General features: G+C 70.1%; 18 protein-coding genes and 1 riboswitch. Of the genes, 3 read left to right on the top strand and 15 right to left on the bottom strand.

The window, feature by feature from the left end; translation table 11 throughout:
- Positions 1-73: 73 nt before the first annotated feature.
- The 6 genes from AB0O67_RS10960 to AB0O67_RS10935 all read right to left on the bottom strand — a co-directional run bounded on the left by AB0O67_RS10960 (position 74) and on the right by AB0O67_RS10935 (position 5,964).
- Positions 74-484, bottom strand: a complete 411-nt coding sequence (locus AB0O67_RS10960) for a VOC family protein (RefSeq protein WP_365448471.1) — start codon at positions 482-484, stop codon at positions 74-76.
- Between the two features lie 105 nt (positions 485-589).
- Positions 590-1,762: a hypothetical protein gene (locus AB0O67_RS10955; RefSeq protein WP_365448469.1), complete on the bottom strand. Its 1,173-nt coding sequence runs from the start codon at positions 1,760-1,762 to the stop codon at positions 590-592.
- A gap of 33 nt (positions 1,763-1,795) precedes the next feature.
- Complete coding sequence (locus AB0O67_RS10950; protein ID WP_365448467.1) at positions 1,796-2,818, bottom strand: NlpC/P60 family protein; 1,023 nt, start codon at positions 2,816-2,818, stop codon at positions 1,796-1,798.
- Positions 2,819-3,064: 246 nt separating this feature from the next.
- Positions 3,065-4,099, bottom strand: a complete 1,035-nt coding sequence (locus tag AB0O67_RS10945) for an NlpC/P60 family protein (protein ID WP_365448465.1) — start codon at positions 4,097-4,099, stop codon at positions 3,065-3,067.
- Positions 4,100-4,339: 240 nt separating this feature from the next.
- A complete protein-coding gene (locus AB0O67_RS10940; protein ID WP_365448463.1) occupies positions 4,340-5,689 on the bottom strand; it encodes an NYN domain-containing protein in 1,350 nt (449 codons plus the stop codon).
- A gap of 35 nt (positions 5,690-5,724) precedes the next feature.
- Positions 5,725-5,964, bottom strand: a complete 240-nt coding sequence (locus tag AB0O67_RS10935) for a hypothetical protein (RefSeq protein ID WP_365448461.1) — start codon at positions 5,962-5,964, stop codon at positions 5,725-5,727.
- A 173-nt stretch (positions 5,965-6,137) separates the two neighbouring features.
- Here AB0O67_RS10935 and AB0O67_RS10930 point away from each other — a divergent pair, with 173 nt between their 5' ends.
- Complete coding sequence (locus tag AB0O67_RS10930) at positions 6,138-6,872, top strand: rhomboid family intramembrane serine protease (RefSeq protein ID WP_365448459.1); 735 nt, start codon at positions 6,138-6,140, stop codon at positions 6,870-6,872.
- A complete protein-coding gene (locus AB0O67_RS10925; RefSeq protein WP_365448457.1) occupies positions 6,869-7,150 on the top strand; it encodes an Lrp/AsnC ligand binding domain-containing protein in 282 nt (93 codons plus the stop codon). Before AB0O67_RS10930 ends, AB0O67_RS10925 begins: the two co-directional genes overlap by 4 nt.
- Before the next feature lie 129 nt (positions 7,151-7,279).
- Here AB0O67_RS10925 and AB0O67_RS10920 read toward each other — a convergent pair whose 3' ends face one another.
- From AB0O67_RS10920 to AB0O67_RS10895, 6 genes are all read right to left on the bottom strand, one after another.
- Positions 7,280-8,641 carry an aminotransferase class V-fold PLP-dependent enzyme gene (locus AB0O67_RS10920; protein ID WP_365448455.1) on the bottom strand — a complete coding sequence of 454 codons (1,362 nt, stop codon included), beginning with the start codon at positions 8,639-8,641 and terminating at the stop codon, positions 7,280-7,282.
- 162 nt (positions 8,642-8,803) lie between these two features.
- Positions 8,804-8,920: riboswitch (SAM riboswitch) on the bottom strand.
- A gap of 84 nt (positions 8,921-9,004) precedes the next feature.
- Positions 9,005-10,069 carry an anthranilate phosphoribosyltransferase gene (gene trpD / locus AB0O67_RS10915; protein ID WP_365448453.1) on the bottom strand — a complete coding sequence of 355 codons (1,065 nt, stop codon included), beginning with the start codon at positions 10,067-10,069 and terminating at the stop codon, positions 9,005-9,007.
- A gap of 137 nt (positions 10,070-10,206) precedes the next feature.
- Positions 10,207-11,844 carry a cytochrome bc complex cytochrome b subunit gene (locus AB0O67_RS10910; RefSeq protein ID WP_365448451.1) on the bottom strand — a complete coding sequence of 546 codons (1,638 nt, stop codon included), beginning with the start codon at positions 11,842-11,844 and terminating at the stop codon, positions 10,207-10,209.
- On the bottom strand, positions 11,841-12,890 hold the full coding sequence (locus AB0O67_RS10905; protein ID WP_365448449.1) for a Rieske 2Fe-2S domain-containing protein: 1,050 nt from the start codon (positions 12,888-12,890) through the stop codon (positions 11,841-11,843). The genes AB0O67_RS10910 and AB0O67_RS10905 overlap by 4 nt, the downstream gene beginning before the upstream one ends.
- A complete protein-coding gene (locus AB0O67_RS10900) occupies positions 12,887-13,699 on the bottom strand; it encodes a c-type cytochrome (RefSeq protein ID WP_365448447.1) in 813 nt (270 codons plus the stop codon). The genes AB0O67_RS10905 and AB0O67_RS10900 overlap by 4 nt, the downstream gene beginning before the upstream one ends.
- A 64-nt stretch (positions 13,700-13,763) precedes the next feature.
- Positions 13,764-14,384 carry a heme-copper oxidase subunit III gene (locus tag AB0O67_RS10895; protein ID WP_365448445.1) on the bottom strand — a complete coding sequence of 207 codons (621 nt, stop codon included), beginning with the start codon at positions 14,382-14,384 and terminating at the stop codon, positions 13,764-13,766.
- 192 nt (positions 14,385-14,576) lie between these two features.
- On the opposite strand from AB0O67_RS10895, the gene AB0O67_RS10890 reads away from it, so the two are divergent.
- Positions 14,577-14,978: a hypothetical protein gene (locus AB0O67_RS10890; protein ID WP_365448443.1), complete on the top strand. Its 402-nt coding sequence runs from the start codon at positions 14,577-14,579 to the stop codon at positions 14,976-14,978.
- Positions 14,979-15,072: 94 nt separating this feature from the next.
- Here AB0O67_RS10890 and AB0O67_RS10885 read toward each other — a convergent pair whose 3' ends face one another.
- From AB0O67_RS10885 to AB0O67_RS10875, 3 genes are all read right to left on the bottom strand, one after another.
- Positions 15,073-16,335: an Ig-like domain-containing protein gene (locus tag AB0O67_RS10885; RefSeq protein ID WP_365448441.1), complete on the bottom strand. Its 1,263-nt coding sequence runs from the start codon at positions 16,333-16,335 to the stop codon at positions 15,073-15,075.
- A gap of 140 nt (positions 16,336-16,475) precedes the next feature.
- Positions 16,476-16,874, bottom strand: coding sequence for a cytochrome c oxidase subunit 4 (locus AB0O67_RS10880; protein WP_365448439.1), 399 nt, complete (start codon positions 16,872-16,874; stop codon positions 16,476-16,478).
- On the bottom strand, positions 16,871-18,056 hold a 1,186-nt coding region (locus AB0O67_RS10875), incomplete at its 5' end, for a cbb3-type cytochrome c oxidase subunit I (protein ID WP_365448437.1). The genes AB0O67_RS10875 and AB0O67_RS10880, both read right to left, overlap by 4 nt.

Genomic DNA, 18,056 nt, shown 5'->3' with positions numbered 1-18,056 from the left:
CTCGATCCAACCAGTTTCGTGCGTGGCACGGGACGGCGCTGCACCGGCCCGGACATCTGTCCAGGTCACAGGCTCAGCGGAGTTCCTGGATCCGGATCATGTTGCCCGCTGGGTCGCGGACGGCGCAGTCCCGCACTCCGTACGGCTGCTCGGTCGGCTCCTGCACGATCTCGGCGTCAGCGGCCCGCAGCCGGGCGAAGACGGCGTCGAGGTCGGGGGCGGCCAGGAGGATCCCGGCGTACGTGCCCTTGGCCATCATCTCGACGACGGTGCGCCGCTCGTCCTCGGTGACGCCGGGGTCGGCGACCGGCGGCTGGAGCACGAGGGAGGTGCCGGGCTGCCCGGCGGGGCCGACCGTGATCCACCGCATTCCCTCGTGTCCGACGTCGGCACGTACCTCGAAGCCGAGGGTGTCCCGGTAGAAGGCCAGGGAGGCGTCGGGGTCGTCGTGCGGCAGGAAGCTCGCGTGCAGGGAGATGTCCATGCCCGTCACGCTAGGCGGGACCCGGACCGGGGCGCTTCTCGATTCCTGACCGCTTCCCGGACCGGCCCGTCCCGGACCCGACCGTCCTGGCCCGTCCCGCGCGCCTCAGCCGAGCTCAGCGCGCAGATACTCCTGCCACAGCGCGGTGAACTCCTGTGGTGTGGTCTCCAGGACGTCCGCCGTCGCGGCGTCCACGCCGTCGGCCGCCACCGCCCGGTAGAACTCGCCCAGCCGCCCCGCGCCCCACCGCTCCGCGATCAGCCGGCCCGCCAGCCAGCCGCCCTCGTAGGCCTGGGCCAGCGCGGTCGCGTCCCCGGTGAAGCCGAAGGCCGCGTCGTCCGGCAGCACGGACGGGACGTCCCCCGCGGCCACCGCGCGGGCCAGTTCCGGTGCGGCCTCGGCCGGCGTGCGGCCGCTGTCGCGGTAGCCGATCCAGTCGGCGTACCCCTCCGACAGCCACAGCGGGGTGCCGGTGCCGGTGTGGGCGCGGGTGGCGACATGGGTGGTCTCGTGGGTGAGGACCACCTGCTTCCCGACGGAGCCCAGCACGCCGTACGCCTCGGGGTTGACGATGATCCGGTCGGCGGGCGCCCGTGGTGCTCCCGTCTCGCCGGTCGTCACGGCGGCGATCCCCCGGTACGAGGAGGCGGGCGAGGCGAGGAGCCCGGCCATCGCCTCCAGCGACTCGGGTACGAGCACGACGACACGCCCGCTCCAGTCCGTCCCCCACGCCCGCGACACCGCGGGGACGGCCCGGTCGCCCAGGTCCGCGTAGGTCTCCAGGGTCTCCCGTGACTGACCGGCCCCGAGCACCAGGGTGTGCTCGCCGCGGACGGCGGTCACCTCGCCCCGGTCCCACAGCTGCTCGGGGGACCGCGGCGCGGGCCGGTCGGAGGTGACGGACCACCGGCCACCCGCGTCCCGGGCCAGGCCCAGGGTGCGCCGCGCCGCCACGGGCGCCTTGTCGAACCCGTCGATCCGGTAGCGCAGTTCGGCGTCGGCGGTGGCCCGGTCGCCGGTGCGGTGCAGGCCCGTCACCCGATACGACCAGTCCGCCAGCGGCAGCGCCCGCACGGCGGCGAACCCGGCCGCCGACCCGGTGCGCCGGTACCCGCTCTCGTCCCGGCCGAGGACCGCGGCCGCCCGCCGGTCGAGCAGCCGCTGCACGTCGTCCCGGGCGGTGTCGGCGACGGGGCCGCCCCCGCAGCCGACGAGGGCGACGAGCAGCAGACAGAGCGCCACCACCGAGGAACCCGACGCCCGCCTTCGACCTGCCACGTTCCCGATCGTACGGGGGCCGGCGGCGCCGGGTCAGACCCTGGTGACCCCCGAGACCGGCATCATGCCGACCGGGTCGTAGCGCACCGGCGCGCCCGGATAGGGGGCGTGGACGACCTGGCCGTTGCCCATGTACATCGCGACGTGGCTGGCATCGCCCCGGTAGGTGATCAGGTCGCCGGGCCGGGCCTCGGAGAGCGGGACCTGATGGCCGGCCGCGCGCTGGGCCTGCGAGGTGCGCGGCAGCGCGACCCCGGCCTGGGCGTACGACCACTGCATCAGGCCTGAGCAGTCGAAGCCGCCCGGCCCGGACGCGCCCCAGACGTAGGGCCTGCCGAGCGCGGCACGGGCGGCGGCGACCGCGGCGGCGGCCCGGCCCGAGGCGGGGGCGGCCTCCCCGAGTTCGGGCATGTCGTAGCGGCCGGAGCGGGAGGCCCGGTCGTAGGCGGCGCGCTCGCCTTCCGGGAGGGCGTTGAGGAGCTCGCGGGCCGTGGCGAGCTTCCTCTCGACGGTGCGCTTGTGGGAGGCGACGGCCTTGCGGCTCTTCTCCAGTTCGCCGAGCTTCTCGGCGGCCCGGGTGCGCTCCTGGGTGAGGTCGCGCATGGCCTCCTGGAGCTCCCTCAGCTGCGCGGCCTGGTGGACGGTGATCCGGTCCAGGGCGGCGGCCTTGTCGAGGTAGTCGTCCGGGTCGTCGGAGAACAGCAGCGCGAGGGAGGGGTCGAGGCCGCCGGAGCGGTACTGGGCCCCGGCCAGCGAACCCAGCGCGTCCCGCATGGAGTTGATGCGCTCCTGCTGGCGGGCGATCCGGTCCTGCGCCCGGCCCACCTCCCCACGCAGCGCGTCGGCGCGCTCGTCGGCCTTGTTGTAGGCCTCGGTGGCCTTCTCCGCCTCCGCGTAGAGGCGGTCCACCTCGGAGCGCGTGTCGTCGTGCGGAACGGCGTGCGCCGGGACGGCGGCGAAGGCGGCCGCGGCGGCGGACAGCACGCCGACGGTGAGACGGGCCACGCAGGCGCCCCGGTCGGACCCGGACGGTGCAAGGCGGCGATGGGACCCCACGGGAAGCCGCGCTCCTTCCACTGGCTGACAGGAAAATCCCCCGACCCCGGGCGGCGGCCCGGTGGTGGGGGAAACGCGGCAGACAGTAGCCCCGCCGTGGGGCAGCGGCCAAAGACCGAGGCGGGCACACAACGTGACACCCCGCCGCTGACGCAGGTCACCGGCGGGGTGTGGGGTCACAGCCCGTTCCCGTAATTCGCCCGAACGGGCGGTACGGAGTCCTGATCTCGAAGGGGCCGGGAGGCCTCAGATCCGGACGCCGAACTGGTACGGCATGTTGTTGATCGACTCGTAGCGCACGACGGTGCCGCTGCGCGGGGCGTGCAGCACCTGGCCGTTGCCGGCGTAGAAGCCGACGTGGTGCAGGTCGCCGTAGAAGATCACCAGGTCGCCGACCTGGAGGTCGCTCTGCGAGTAGATCCGGGTGCCGGCGTTGGCCTGCGCCTGCGAGGTACGCGGGATACCGATACCGGCCTGGGCGAAGGCCCAGGAGGTCAGGCCCGAGCAGTCGAACGAGGACGGGCCGGAGGCGCCGTAGACGTAGGGCGAGCCGATCACGCTCTGGGCGGCGGCGTAGGCCGAGGACGCGCGGCCGGTGGCGGGGGCGCCCGAGCCACCGAGGGCGGTGCGCTCGCTGGCCCGGCTGGCCCGGTCCTCCTCGGCCGCCAGGGCCGCCTTCTCGGCGGCGGTGAGGGAGTTGAGCAGCTTCTGCGCCTCGGCGAGCTTGCCCTGCACCTGGCTCTTCTTCTTGCCCAGCTCGCTGCGGGTGGTGGCGAGGTCCTTGAGCTTGTCCGAGGCCTCGGCGCGGTCCTGGGCGAGTTCGCGCTGCTTTTCCTGGATCTTCTTCAGCGACTCGACCTGCTGGGCGCTCAACTGGTCGAGCGTGGAGGCCTTGTCGAGGTAGTCGTCCGGGTCGGCGGAGAGGAACAGCTGCAGGGAGGGGTCGATGCCGCCCGAGCGGTACTGGGCGCTGGCCATCGAACCCAGGCCGTCACGCAGCTCGTTGACCTCTTCCTGGCCACGGGCGACGTTGTCCTGGATCGTGGAGATCTCCTTCTGGAGCTTCTCCTGCCTCTCCTTGGCTCCGTTGTACTTCTCGGTGGCCTGCTCGGCCTCCTCGTAGAGCTTGTCGACCTTGGCCTTGACCTCGTCCTTGCTCGGCTTCTCGCTCGGCGCGGCGTTGGCGGCCTGCGAGCTGAGGGCGACGGCAGCGGCGGCTGCGGTGGTCAGCACGGTCACACGGGTGCGACTCGGCTGCTTGGGTCGACGGTGGGACGCCACGGGGGCAATCTCCTTCTTGTGAGTGATCACCCGATCGGAGGTTCGAGGCCAGACCCTAGTGACCCAGCTGTGATCAGATCAAATCCTCACATGAAAAATCTCGGTGACCGAGCGCATCCTTTACCTACAACTCACGTGCAGTGATGCATGTTGACGCTACGTTGCGTGACGGTCCCGTCAATTCGGGCATTCCCGGGGCACATTGGGCGGTTGGGACTTAGGTTGCGCAAGGGGCGCGTCTCAGCTGCGCGAGAGCCGCTTCAGCAGTACCGCCGACGCCACCGGCCGTGCCCCGGCCCGGGCCACCCCGTCAGCCACCTCACGGTCGGTCGAGACGACGATGACCGGCCGCCCGGGCGGCTCGGCGCGCGCCAGTTGGCGGATCAGCTCGTCGGCGGTGACGCCCGGCTTGGAGAACAGCACCCGCACGCCACGCGGGGGCGCCAGCAGCACCGGCGCGGCCAGTTCGGCGCCGTCGAAGACACAGGTCACCTCGGCGCCGGACTGCGCGGCCAGCTGCGAGAGCTGCCCGAGCAGCCTCAGCCGCTGCTTCTCCAGAGGCATTTGGGGATAGCCGGTCTTGGTGACGTTGTAACCGTCGACGACCAGATGGGCCTGCGGCAGCGCGAGGAGCTGGTCCAGGACCGCGGGGTCACTGTCGGACAGCGCCCGCGCGGCGATGTCCTTCGGGGTCATTCGTCCCGGTTCCACCGCGTCCACGGTCTCGGCGGGGCGGACGGACACCGGCGGCAGCGCCAGTTCCCGCCGCAGCCCCTGCGCCGCGTCGAGCACGGTGTCGAGCAACAGCCGCACCCGCATGTCCTCGACGCTGCGGCCCTCGCGGGCGGCGCGCCGGGTGGCCTCCAGGGAGGCCTCGACCTCCCCCAACCGCGCCTTCAGCCGCCGCGTCTCGCTCTCGGCGGCGGACACCTGGGCGTGCCCCTCCGCGCGTACGGCCTCCATCTCGCCCTGCACCTTGCGCAACGCCGCCTCGCCGCGCTTGACGTCGCTGAACGCGGCCCGCAGCTTGCGGTGAAGCGATTCGGCTTCCTTGCGGGCCCCGTCCAGCTCGGTGCGCAGCCGCTCGGTCTCGGCCCGGGTGTGGTCGCGCGCGGCGGCGAGTTCGGCGCGCAGCCGCTCCAGTTCGGCGCGGCTCTCCTCGTCCGCGCGCTCGGCGTCGGCCCGCTGGGCCTCCTCACCGGCGGCCGCGACCAGCTTCACCCAGCCGGACGGGCGCAGCACGTAGGCGGCGGCCGCCACGTCCAGCGGATCCGCGGCCGGGGGCGGCGAACCGGCGGCGAGGGCACCGGCCAGCTCGGGCTGGGTCTCGCGGAACTTCTCCCCGATGCGCTGCCGGAACAGCGGGTCGGTCTCCAGCGCCGCGGCCATCGCGTTGCCGGCGAACTTGGCCCGGCGATTCGGGGCGAACCGGGCGTACTGCCGTAGCTGCGCGGGCAGTTCGGCCATCGTCAGGCCGCCGAAACCGTCGGAGACGATCTGCACGACCTTCCGGCGCACACCTTCGGGCAGCGGACGGTCGAGCACCTCAGCGGCGCCGTCGCCCGGCCCCCCGCCTGCGGTCTCCACCATCCGTCACCCCACTACCCCTTCGGGGCCGGTCCCTGTCAGGAGCCGGTGCCCGGCCTGTCCACGAGTTCCACCTGATCCACGGCATTGCACCACCGGCACCGCACCGACTCGATGGTCTCACTGACCACCTCGCGTTCCTCGACCTTCGGCGCACCGGCGAGGTCGAGGTGGACGTACTCGACGACCTTCGAGGAGCGCGTCACGTCGAAGCGCGTCAGATTGCCGCAGAGGGTGCAGCGCCACCGCGTGGTGTCCGTCGGCAGGGGAACCGTCATCGTGGCTGTTCGCTTTCCTTCTAGTTTCGGTGATGCGTCGTTTCCGTGCTGCGCCAGATTCCCTGGAGCGTGTGGCTCGTAACCCTACGGCCTGGCGGGTCCTCGACGCCCGTCCGTCCCGGGCGGCGAGGCGGTCTGCACGGTTGCGTCCCCTTACGTCATGCTCTGTGTCCATGATCAGCTTCTGGAGCACGGTGGGCCGCCGGACAGGCCCCCGACGGCAGGCGCCGGTGATGTACGCACTGATCGTCCTGTGCTGCCTGATCTTCCTGATCGGCCCCGCCTCGGGCCTGAATCCGGTGTACGGCCTGGGCGACGAGCTGCTCGCCGCGCAGCGGGCGTACTTCCGCCGCTGGGGAGTGGTACCCGCAGAACTGTTCGAGGGTTCCCCCCGGGCCGTCCTCACCCCGGCCACGGGCCTCTTCGTGCACGGCACCTGGGTGCATCTGCTCGGCAACATGCTTTTCCTCTATGTCTTCGGCGTGATGACCGAGGAACGGATGGGCCGCGTCGAGTTCACCCTCTTCTACCTAGGCTGCGGCTACCTCGCGCTGCTGGGGTACGCGGTGGCCAACGCCGACTCCGAGCAGTCCCTGGTCGGCGCCTCGGGGGCGATCTCGGCGGTCCTCGGCGCCTTTCTCTTCCTCTTCCCCCGGGCCCGGGTGACCAGCCTCCTGCCGTTCCTGTTCTTCCTGCCGCTGCGCTTCCCGGCCTGGGTGGTGCTGCCCTTCTGGGTGGCTCTCCAGTGGCTCGCGGCGGGCCAGGCCTCCAGCGGTCCGGGGGTGGCCTATCTGGCCCACCTGGTGGGCTTCGGCCTGGGCTTCGCCTACGCGTGGGCGCGATTCGGCCGTACGACTAGAGTGAAGCCCGCCCCTGCTCCGGCCCCCGAGGGAGAGAACCAGCCGTGATCACCGCGATCGTCCTGATCAAGACCAGCGTGGACCGGATCCCCGAGATCGCCGAGCAGATCGCCGCGCTGGACTCCGTCAGTGAGGTCTTCTCCGTCACCGGGACCTACGACCTGATCGCCATGGTCCGGGTGAAGCAGCACGAGAACCTCGCCGACGTCATTCCCGGCAGCATCAGCAAGATCGCCGGCGTGGAGGCGACGGACACCCACGTGGCGTTCCGTACGTACTCCCAGCACGACCTGGAGGCGGCGTTCGCGATCGGGCTGGACAGCTAGCCCGCGGACACCGCCCCTAGGCGTCGAACCGCGCGGTGGCGATCCCCCCGCAAGCGCGGCGGGATCACACGGCGGGATCACACGGCGGGATCACACGGCGGGATCACACAGCGGGATCACACAGCGGGATCACACGGCGGGGACGCAACGCCCTTCCACCGTGCGGTAGTTCCACTTCGCGCCGTCCCGGACCAGTTCCCGCACCGCCCCGACGAACCGCTCGACATGCTCGTCCGGCGTCCCCGCGCCGAAGCTCACCCGGACGGCGTTCAGCGACTTCTCGCCGGGAGCCGCCTCGGGGGCACCGCACTCGCCCTGGGTCTGCGGGTCGCCGCCCAGCAGCGTACGGACGAGGGGGTGGGCACAGAAGAGCCCGTCGCGGACGCCGATGCCGTACTCGGCGGACAGGGCGGCGGCGAAGTGCGAGCTGTTCCAGCCCTCGACGACGAAGGAGAGCACCCCGACGCGGGGGGCGTCGTCGCCGAACAGGGACAGGATCCGGACCTCGGGCACCCCGGCGAGGCCGTCGCGGACCTTGCGGATCAGGTGCTGTTCCCGGGCGACCAGGGCGTCGTATCCGGCCTCGGCGAGGGCCTTGCAGGCCGAGGCGACGGCGTAGGCGCCGATCACGTTCGGGGAGCCCGCCTCGTGCCGGGCGGCGCTGTCGTGCCACTCCACGTCGACGCCGCCGTCGGCACGCCGGGCGACCGTGCGGCTGGCACCGCCGCCCGCGAGGTACGGCTCGGCCTCGCGCAGCCAGTCGGCCCGGCCGGCCAGCACGCCGGAGCCGAACGGGGCGTACAGCTTGTGCCCGGAGAAGGCCACCCAGTCGACGTCCAGCTCCCGCACGGAGACCGGGTGGTGCGGCGCGAGCTGGGCGGCGTCCAGCACGATCCGGGCGCCGTGCGCGTGCGCGGCCGCGGCGAGCTCCCGTACGGGCCACAGTTCGCCGGTGACGTTGGAGGCGCCGGTGACGCAGACCAGGGCCGGGCCCCGGGACCCGCGCCCGGCCAGCGCGCGCTCCAGGGTCCGCACCGCCTGCCGCGGGGTGCGCGGGGCGTCGAGGTAGGTGACGTCGGCGTCCCGCCAGGGCAGCAGGGAGGCGTGGTGCTCGGTCTCGAAGACGAAGACCTGGCAGCCGGCGGGAAGGGCGCCGGCGAGCAGGTTGAGCGAGTCGGTGGTGGCCCGGGTGAAGATCACCTGGTCGTCGTCACGGCAGTCGAGGAACTCGGCGACGGTCCTGCGGGCGTTCTCGAAGAGGTCGGTGGACAGCTGGGAGAGGTAGCCGGCACCGCGGTGGACGCTGCCGTAGTACGGCGCGTAGGCCGCCACGTCGTCCCAGACGCGCTGGAGGGCGGGGGCGCTGGCCGCGTAGTCGAGGGCCGCGTAGGTGACCTCGCCCCCGGTGACGAGCGGGACGGTCACATCCCGGCCCAGAACGGGCAGCGGGGCACAAACGGACTGGTCGGCGGCAGCGGTGGCGACGGACATGGGTGTACTCCCGTGAGACAGACGGACACCACCACGCGAGCGACACGCTCGAGCGCGGGGGTGGAGAGAAAGGGGTATGCGGAGGCGGGGCTCTGCGGCCCTATCGCATTCGCTGGCTCACGGAAGGCTCCCTCGACGACCAGGACCCCTGGTGACGCGAGGGGTCCGCGCTTGTCGTAGGCCTCACTGCCTACGACCTGGTCTTCACCCGGGGCACCCCGCCACGGACGGAGGGTTGCCGGACAGCCGGCCGGGGCCTTTCAGCTGTCGCTCATGACCTGGTACAGCATCCTGCCACATGATCTTCGGCTCGCAAGGCGCGGTCCAGAATCCGGACCGCGCCCCGCGTCACCGCAGGCGGCCTCAGGCGTTGCTCGCCGCCACCCAGCGGTCCAGCACCCGCCTGGCGGCACCCGAGTCGATCGCCTCCGCCGCCCTCGCCATCCCGGCGCCGATCTGCTCGGCCAGCGGCCCGTCGCCGGGCTCCAGCGCCACCAGCGCCGCCGCGGCGTTCAGCAGCACCGCGTCCCGTACGGGGCCCGGCTCGCCGTCCAGCAGGCGCCGGGCGACCTCGGCGTTGTACGAGGCGTCCGCGCCGCGCAGCGCCTGAACCGGCACCAGGTCGAGGCCGACGTCGCGCGGGTCGAAGGCCTCCTCGGTCACCTTGCCGTCGCGGACAACCCACACCCGCGACGTCGACGTGGTCGTCAGCTCGTCCAGGCCGTCGTCGCCGCGGAAGACCAGCGAGGAGTTGCCGCGCCCGGCGAAGACACCGGCGACGATCGGCGCCATCCGGAGGTCCGCGACACCCACCGCCTGCGCCTTGACCTTCGCCGGGTTGGTCAGCGGGCCCAGGAAGTTGAACGTCGTCCGGATGCCCAACTGGCCTCGCGCGGCGGCCACATGACGCAGCGCCGGGTGGAACTTCACCGCGAAGCAGAAGGTGATCCCCGCCTCCTCGGCGACCTCGGCGACCCGCCGCGGTGTCAGCTGCAGGTTGACGCCCAGCTTCTCCAGCACGTCGGAGGCCCCGGAGGCGGAGGACGCGGCCCGGTTGCCGTGCTTGACGACCTTCGCGCCCGTACCGGCGATGACGATCGCCGACATGGTGGAGATGTTCACCGTCTTCGCGCCGTCGCCGCCGGTCCCGACGATGTCGACCGTCTCGCCCGGCACCTCGATGACGTTCGCGTGCTCGTACATCGTGCGCACGAGCCCGCTGATCTCCTCGACGGTCTCGCCCTTGGCCCGCAGCGCCACCGCGAAGCCGGCGATCTGCGCGTCCGTCGCCTCGCCCCGCATGATCAGGTCCATCGCCCAAGCGGTGTCGTCGGCGCTCAGGTCACGGCCGTCCAGCAAGCCGTTCAGCAGGGCGGGCCAGGAGCGGCCCGCCGCGGTGTCGCCTCCAGCGGGGGTCACAGCGCTCATGAGCCGCTCCTGGTCCAGTCCCGTCGTACGGGACACGTGTCTCGAACTGGGTCCACCCTATCCAGCCCCGGGCACGGCGAAGGGCCCCGTCCGAACATCGGACGGGGCCCTTCGCCGTGGCGTGGCGAGTGCGGCGATCAGTGGTGGCCGTGGCCGCTCGTGATCTCCTTGTACTCATCGACGGTGGGCTTGGGGATCTGGGCGTCCTCACCGTAGTAGGAGTTGCTGAGCTTGGCGCGCAGCTTCTCGGTGCCCGTCACCTTGCGCTCGACGCCGTTCTCGTCGACCGCCGGGCCGATCTCGGCCGGCTGGTACTGCTCGTGTGCCGTGAGCGTGTACAGCGCCTCCTGGCTGAGCGGCTCGTGGACCTCGATGAACTCACCGTGCGGCAGACGCTTGATGGTGCCGGTCTCCCGCCCGTGCAGCACCTTGTCCTTGTCCCGGCGCTGCAGGCCGAGGCAGATCCGCTTGGTGACGACGAAGGCGAGGACCGGTCCGGCGAAGAAGCCGATCCGGACGAACCAGGTGACCGCGTTGATCGACAGATGGAAGTGCGTGGCGATGATGTCGTTGCCACCACCGATCAGCATGATCATGTAGCCGGTGACCCAGGCGACGCCGAAGGCCGTACGGGTCGGGGCGTTGCGCGGGCGGTCCAGGATGTGGTGCTCGCGCTTGTCGCCGGTGACCCACGACTCGATGAAGGGGTACACGGCGATCACGCCGAGGAACAACCCGAACAGCACCAGCGGGACGAACACACCCAGGACCAGTGTGTGGCCCCAGAAGTTGATCTCCCAGCCGGGCATGGCGCGGACGAGGCCTTCGGCGAAGCCCATGTACCAGTCGGGCTGGGCGCCCGTGGACACCTGGTCCGGCCGGTACGGGCCGAGGACCCAGATCGGGTTGACCGACGCGATGCCGGCCAGGGCCGAGATGGCACCGAAGACCAGGAAGAAGAAGCCTCCGGCCTTGGCCGTGTAGACCGGCAGCAGCGGCATGCCGACGACGTTCTTGTTCGACTTGCCGGGGCCCGCGAACTGCGTGTGCTTGTGGTAGAAGACCAGGATCAGGTGGCCGACCACGAGCCCGAGCATGATGCCGGGCAGCAGCAGGATGTGGATCGAGTAGAACCGGGCGACGAAGTCGGTCCCGGGGAACTCCCCGCCGAACAGGAACATCGAGATGTACGTGCCGACGATCGGCACGGACAGGATCGCGCCCTGGGTGAAGCGGACACCGGTGCCGGAGAGCAGGTCGTCCGGCAACGAGTAGCCGGTGAAACCGGTGAACATGCCAAGGACGAACAGCAGGAAGCCGAACAGCCAGTTGATCTCACGCGGCTTGCGGAACGCGCCGGTGAAGAAGACGCGCATCATGTGCACGAACATGCCGGCGAGGAAGATGATCGCCGCCCAGTGGTGGATCTGCCGGATCAGCAGACCGCCGCGCACGTCGAAGCTGATGTCCAGGGTCGAGGCGAACGCCTCCGACATCAGCTGGCCCTGCAGCGGGACGTAGCTGCCGTGGTACTCCACCTCGTTCATCGACGGGTGGAAGAACAGCGTCAGGTACACACCCGTGAGGATGATGATGATGAAGCTGTACAGGCAGATCTCGCCCAGCATGAAGGACCAGTGGTCCGGGAAGATCTTGCGCATGTTGGCCTTGGCCAGGGAGTAGATCCCCAGCCGGCCGTCGGCCCAGTCGGCGACGCGTTCGCCGGCCGGCGCCTTCCCGCGAGAGCGGGAATCGGAAGTGGTCGTAGTGCTCATCCGCGCTCCCAGAATGCAGGACCGACGGGCTCTTCGAAGTCGCCGAGCGCCTCGAGGTAACCCTCGTCGTTCACGCCGATCCGCAGCTGCGGAAGGGCGTGGCCGGCGGGGCCGAAGATGACCCGGGCACCGTCGGACAGGTCGAAGGTGGACTGGTGGCAGGGGCACAGCACGTGGTGCGTCTGCTGCTCGTACAGCGAGATCGGGCAACCGACGTGGGTGCAGATCTTCGAGTACGCCACGATGCCCTCGTGCGACCATTCGAGCTCGCGCTTGTCCTTGATGTCGCCCGGCTGCAGCCGCACGATCATCAGGGCCGCCTTGGCGATCTCGTTCTGGAAGTCGTGGTCGTGCTCCTCCAGGCCCTCGGGCTTGGCGAACGTGAGCGAACCGACGATGACGTCCGCGGGACGCAGCGGCTCGTTCGTGTTCATGTTGACGAGGAGCTTGCCCTTCTTCCACAGGGTGTGGCGGAGCTTGTCCTCGGGCAGCGGACCCAGGTCGCGCAGCAGGACGACGCCGGACAGCGGTACCAGCGTGAGCGCGCCGAACATCGTGTTGCGGATCAGCTTGCGACGGCCGAGCGCGGACTCCTTGGCACCCTGCTTGAAGTCCGCGTGGACCTTCGCGCGGACCTCGGGGGAGGCCTCGATCGGGTGACGCTCGTCGGCGATCTCCACGTCGGACATCAGGGTGCGGGCCCAGTGGACCGCGCCCGCGCCGATGCAGAACAGCGCCAGGCCCAGGGTCAGGCCGAGCGCGAGGTTCAGGGCGCTGACGTGGCCGAGCGGCCAGACGTAGACGGCCTTGTCGACCGGCACCGCCACGAACGCGGCGATGAAGGCCACCGTGGCCAGCATCGACAGCGTGAACAGCATGGCCACCGCGCGCTCGGACCGCTTGGCTGCCCGCTCGTCGATGTCCTGGACCCGGTGCTCGTGCGGGGGCAGACCGGGGTCTGCGAACGGGTTCTTCTCGTCGGCGACGTCGACCGCGCCGGCCCGCTCCGCGGGCAGCTTCTCTTCTGGAATGTCTTGGCTACTCATGACTTCTTGGCCTTTGCGGTCCGGGCGGCGACCCACACGGCGACGGCGATCAGGCCACCGAGACCGAAGATCCAGCCGAACAGGCCCTCACTGACCGGCCCGAGGCCGCCCAGCTCCAGACCGCCGGGGCTCTCCGTCGTGGAGCTGTTGACCGCCTCCAGGTACGCGATGATGTCCTTCTTGTTCTGCTCGGACAGCGTCGTGTCGGGGAAGGAGGGCATGTTCTGCGGGCCGGTCTGCATGGCCTCGTAGATGTGCTTCGGGTCGACGCCTTCCAGGGACGGCGCGTACTTGCCCTCAGTGAGCGCACCGCCCTTGCCGGTGAAGTTGTGGCACTGCGCGCAGTTGGTGCGGAACAGCTCGCCACCCTCGGCGATGTCCGCGCCCTCCGTGCCGTACTGCTCCTTGGTCGGGATGTTCGGCCCGGCGCCGAGCGAGGCGACGTAGGCCGCGAGCTGGTCGATCTCGGCCTGCGTGTAGATGACCTTCTTCTTCGGCACCTGGGCGCCCTGGGAGGTCGCCGCCGGCATGCGGCCGGTGCCCACCTGGAAGTCGACGGCCGCGGCGCCCACGCCCACCAGGCTGGGACCGTCGGAGGTGCCCTGACCATCGGTGCCGTGACAGCTGGCGCAGCCGACGGCGTAGAGCTTCTTGCCCTCGTCGATGGCGAGGGACTGGGCCGTTTCGTCGGCCTGCGCCTTGTCCGCGGGCGCGAACACGGCGTACAGCCCCCCAGTGGCCGCCAGCGCAAGGAGTAGGACGACGACCGCCGCCAGCGGATGGCGTCGTCGTGCGGAGAGCTTTTTCACGGATTACCCCGGTGTCAGGATCTTCTGCGTCGAGTCTTCTGGAATGCGCGGGAACGGGTCCCGGCTACTTGATCATGTAGATCGTGGCGAAGAGGCCGATCCAGACGACATCGACGAAGTGCCAGTAGTAGGACACGACGATGGCGGCGGTCGCCTGCTCGTGGGTGAACCTCCGAGCCGCATAGGTACGGCCGAGGACCAGCAGGAAGGCGATGAGTCCGCCCGTCACGTGCAGGCCGTGGAAGCCGGTGGTCAGGTAGAAGACCGAGCCGTACGGGTCGGAGGAGAGCGAGAGGCCCTCGTGCTTCACCAGCTCGGTGTACTCGAAGACCTGGCCGCCGATGAAGATCGCACCCATCACGAAGGTGACGATGAACCACATCCGGAGCTTCTTCACGTCACCGCGCTCGGCGGCGAACACACCGAGCTGGCAGGTGAGGGAGGAGAGCACCAGGATCGTGGTGTTGGTCGCCGAGAACGGGAAGTTCAGGGCAGAGGCCTTCTCGTGCCAGAACTCGGGACCGGTCACCGATCGCAGGGTGAAGTACATCGCGAAGAGGGCCGCGAAGAACATCAGCTCGGAACTCAGCCAGATGATGGTTCCGACGCTGGTGAGGTTCGGCCGGTTGACCGACGGGTGCGCGTGCCCGGTATCTACTGTCGTTGCTGTCGCCACGACCGACATTATGTCGGTCGCTTATCCCGCCCTCACTCCGGGGGGTGCCGTTCGGAGTGTCCGCAGCGTGTGTACTGCCCGGATGGCCCAGGGAAGGCGTGTGCGAACCGGTGTTGACGAGGTGTTCAAGGGAGTAGCATCCGCCGCATCGGGCCGTTCCGTCCCGGCCTTTGCGTACGACGCCGACGTCTCGGAGGAAGCATGCACCCGACCGCCACGGTGCTGGTCTACAGCGACGACTCCAACACCCGCGCCCAGGTGCGGCTGGCCGCGGGGAAGCGGCCCGCGCCGGACGTTCCGGTGGTGGAGTACGTGGAGTGTGCCACCCCCGCCGCCGTCCTCAAGGAGCTGGACAAGGGCGGGATCGACGTCTGCGTCCTGGACGGTGAGGCCGTGCCCATGGGGGGCATGGGGGTCTGCCGGCAGATCAAGGACGAGGTGTTCGCCTGCCCGCCGGTGCTGTTGCTCATCGGGCGGCCGCAGGACGCCTGGCTGGCCACGTGGAGCCGGGCCGACGCCGCGGTGACCCTGCCTGTGGAGCCGGTGGAGTTCGCGAACGCCCTGGCCGCCCTGCTGCGGCAGAAGAAGCTCGCGAGCGCCTGAGGGGGTGGGGGCGACAGGTTGCGGGCGGCTGCGGGCCCTGTGTGGCCTGTCGCGTGGTTTCCCCGCGCCCCTGAGGGGCTTGCTCCGCCGGGCCTCAGACGGTCTGGGGCTGCAGCCTGACCCGCTCCGTCTCCGCGGGGCCCTCGGGGTCGCCGGTGACCAGGGCGCTGCCCTTGCGCCAGTTCGCCCACTCGACGTTCCAGTCGCCGAAGCCGTTGCCGAACGGCTCCATCGTCTTGCCGTAGGAGTTGACCACCTGGACGATGTCGCCGGGGCGGACGGTCTCGTAGAACCATGAGGCGTTGCTGGTGTTCATGCCGACGCAGCCGTGACTGACGTTGGCGGAGCCCTGGTCGCCGACCGACCAGGGGGCGGCGTGCACGTACTCGCCGCTCCAGGTCACCCGGGTGGCGTAGTAGACGGGCAGGTCGTACGACTCGGACGTGCCGTCGGCGATGCCGACGGTGGTGCCGCGCATGCGTACGAAGTACTCCTTGCCGATGACCACCTTGACCCCGTTGCGGGTCTCGAAGCCGGGCTTGCCCATGGTGATCGGGATGGAGTTGATCTCCTTGTCGTTCTTGTAGATCGTCATGTAGTGGCTGCCGCCGTCCGCCACGGCGACGATCCGGTCCCCCGTGGTGATCTTCAGGGGCTTCGCGGTACCGCCCCACAGCCGGTCGCTGATCTTGATGCCGTCGAGGTTGCTGCGCACCTGGAGGGTGGCGTTGACGGGCCAGTACTCCTTGGGCCGGTAGTGGAGTTTCTTGTCGTCGACCCAGTGCCAGGAGCCCTCCACGACGATGCTGGAGTCCACCTTCAGGCCGCGTTCGACGATCGCGCGCTGCGCCTTGTCCTTGACGGGCTGGCTCAGGTCGGCCGTGATGGGCTGGCCCACGCCGTACTTGCCCGCCTCTGGGCCGAAGGTGACGTCGAGTCGCTTCTGGGTGCGGGGCTTGCCGGTGTCGAAGGTGACGACCCGTCGGCCGGGTGCCCCGTCCTCGTCCTCGGTGCTCACCCGGACCGTGTAGTGGGCGTTGGCGGCCAGCGGAGAGGTGCTGTGCCAGCGGCCCCCGTCGGCGGAGAGTTCGCCCGAGACGTGGCGTCCGACGGCGTCCACGGCCGTGACGTCCGTGATCCGGCCCTCGGAGCCCTCGGAGGTGATCTCCAGGGGCTTGTCCGGGTCCGCCTTCTTGCCGGCCTTGGTGGGGCCGTTGAAGGAGATGTGCTCCGCCGCGTCGTACGGCGTGGCGGACAGCGGGTTGCCGTCGCTGCTGCAGGCGGTGACGCCCGCGCCGAGGGCGATCACCACCAGCGTGCAACCGGCGATTCTGCGGGTGCGCGAGGAGTGGCTCATGGCTTCACGCTAGGAAGATTCGTCAATCTCGGCGCGGTGAGTCATCCGGACGAGGGACACCGTGGGTGTGAAACGTGCAGAACGAAGGAGCCCGGACCCTCCTGACGGAGAGACCGGGCTCCTTGAGCGCTCGGCACGCCCTACTGGGTGCGGCTCTCACCGCGGTAGTACTCGAAGACCCAGCCCCAGATGCCGATCAGGATCAGCGGGGCGGAGAAGTACAGCAGCCACCAGCCGACCGCGACACCCAGGAAGGCGAGGGCGCCACCGATGCCGAGGGACAGCGGCTGCCAGCTGTGCGGGCTGAAGAAGCCCAGCTCGCCCGCGTCGTCCGCGACGTCGGCCTCCTTGTTGTCCTGGGCACCCACGTCGACCCGCCGGGCCGTGAAGCCCAGGTAGAAGCCGATCATGATGGACAGACCGAAAGCCAGGAAGAGGGCGGTGGTGCCGGCCGGCTCCTTCGACCACAAGCCATAGACGATCGCCATGGCCAGGATGAAGACGCTCAGCCACATGAACATCTTGCCCTGGATCTTCACTTACCGGCCTCCTTGCTACCCGCCAGGGCGCTGGCACCGTGCCCGCCATGACCGAGCTCCTCGAGCGCGGCGATGTCGGGGTGGTGCAGGTCGAACGCCGGGGATTCGCTGCGGATCCGCGGCAGGGTGAGGAAGTTGTGCCGCGGCGGCGGGCAGGAGGTCGCCCACTCCAGCGAGCGACCGTAGCCCCAGGGGTCGTCGACGCCGACCGGCTTGCCGTACTTGGCCGTCTTCCACACGTTGTAGAAGAACGGCAGGACCGACAGGCCGAGCACGAACGAGCTGATCGTCGAGATCGTGTTCAGGGCGGTGAAGCCGTCGGCCGCCAGGTAGTCGGCGTACCGGCGCGGCATGCCCTCGGCGCCCAGCCAGTGCTGGACCAGGAAGGTGCCGTGGAAGCCGATGAACAGCGTCCAGAAGGTGATCTTGCCGAGCCGCTCGTCGAGCATCTTGCCGGTCCACTTCGGCCACCAGAAGTGGAAGCCGGAGAACATCGCGAAGACGACGGTGCCGAAGACGACGTAGTGGAAGTGCGCCACCACGAAATACGAGTCGGAGACGTGGAAGTCCAACGGCGGCGAGGCCAGGATGACACCGGTCAGACCACCGAAGGTGAAGGTGATCAGGAAGCCGGTCGCCCAGAGCATCGGTGTCTCGAAGGACAGCGAGCCCTTCCACATCGTGCCGAGCCAGTTGAAGAACTTCACACCGGTCGGGACGGCGATGAGGAACGTCATGAAGGCGAAGAACGGCAGCAGCACACCACCGGTGACGTACATGTGGTGGGCCCACACCGTCACGGACAGACCCGCGATCGCGATGGTCGCCGCGATCAGACCCGAGTAGCCGAACATCGGCTTGCGGGAGAAGACGGGGACGACCTCACTGACGATGCCGAAGAACGGCAGCGCGATGATGTACACCTCCGGGTGCCCGAAGAACCAGAAGAGGTGCTGCCAGAGCAACGCTCCGCCGTTGGACGCGTCGAAGACGTGGGAACCGAACTTGCGGTCCGCCTCCAGGGCGAACAGCGCCGCCGCCAGGACCGGGAAGGCGAGCAGGACCAGGACACCGGTCAGCAGCACGTTCCAGGTGAAGATCGGCATGCGGAACATCGTCATGCCGGGGGCGCGCATGCAGATGATGGTGGTGATGAAGTTGACCGAGCCGAGGATGGTGCCG

The organism is Streptomyces sp. NPDC086077 (assembly GCF_040686175.1).
Taxonomy (GTDB): domain Bacteria; phylum Actinomycetota; class Actinomycetes; order Streptomycetales; family Streptomycetaceae; genus Streptomyces.
Note: the sequence above shows the minus strand (reverse complement) of the source record. Positions and strands in the feature narration are given on the sequence as shown.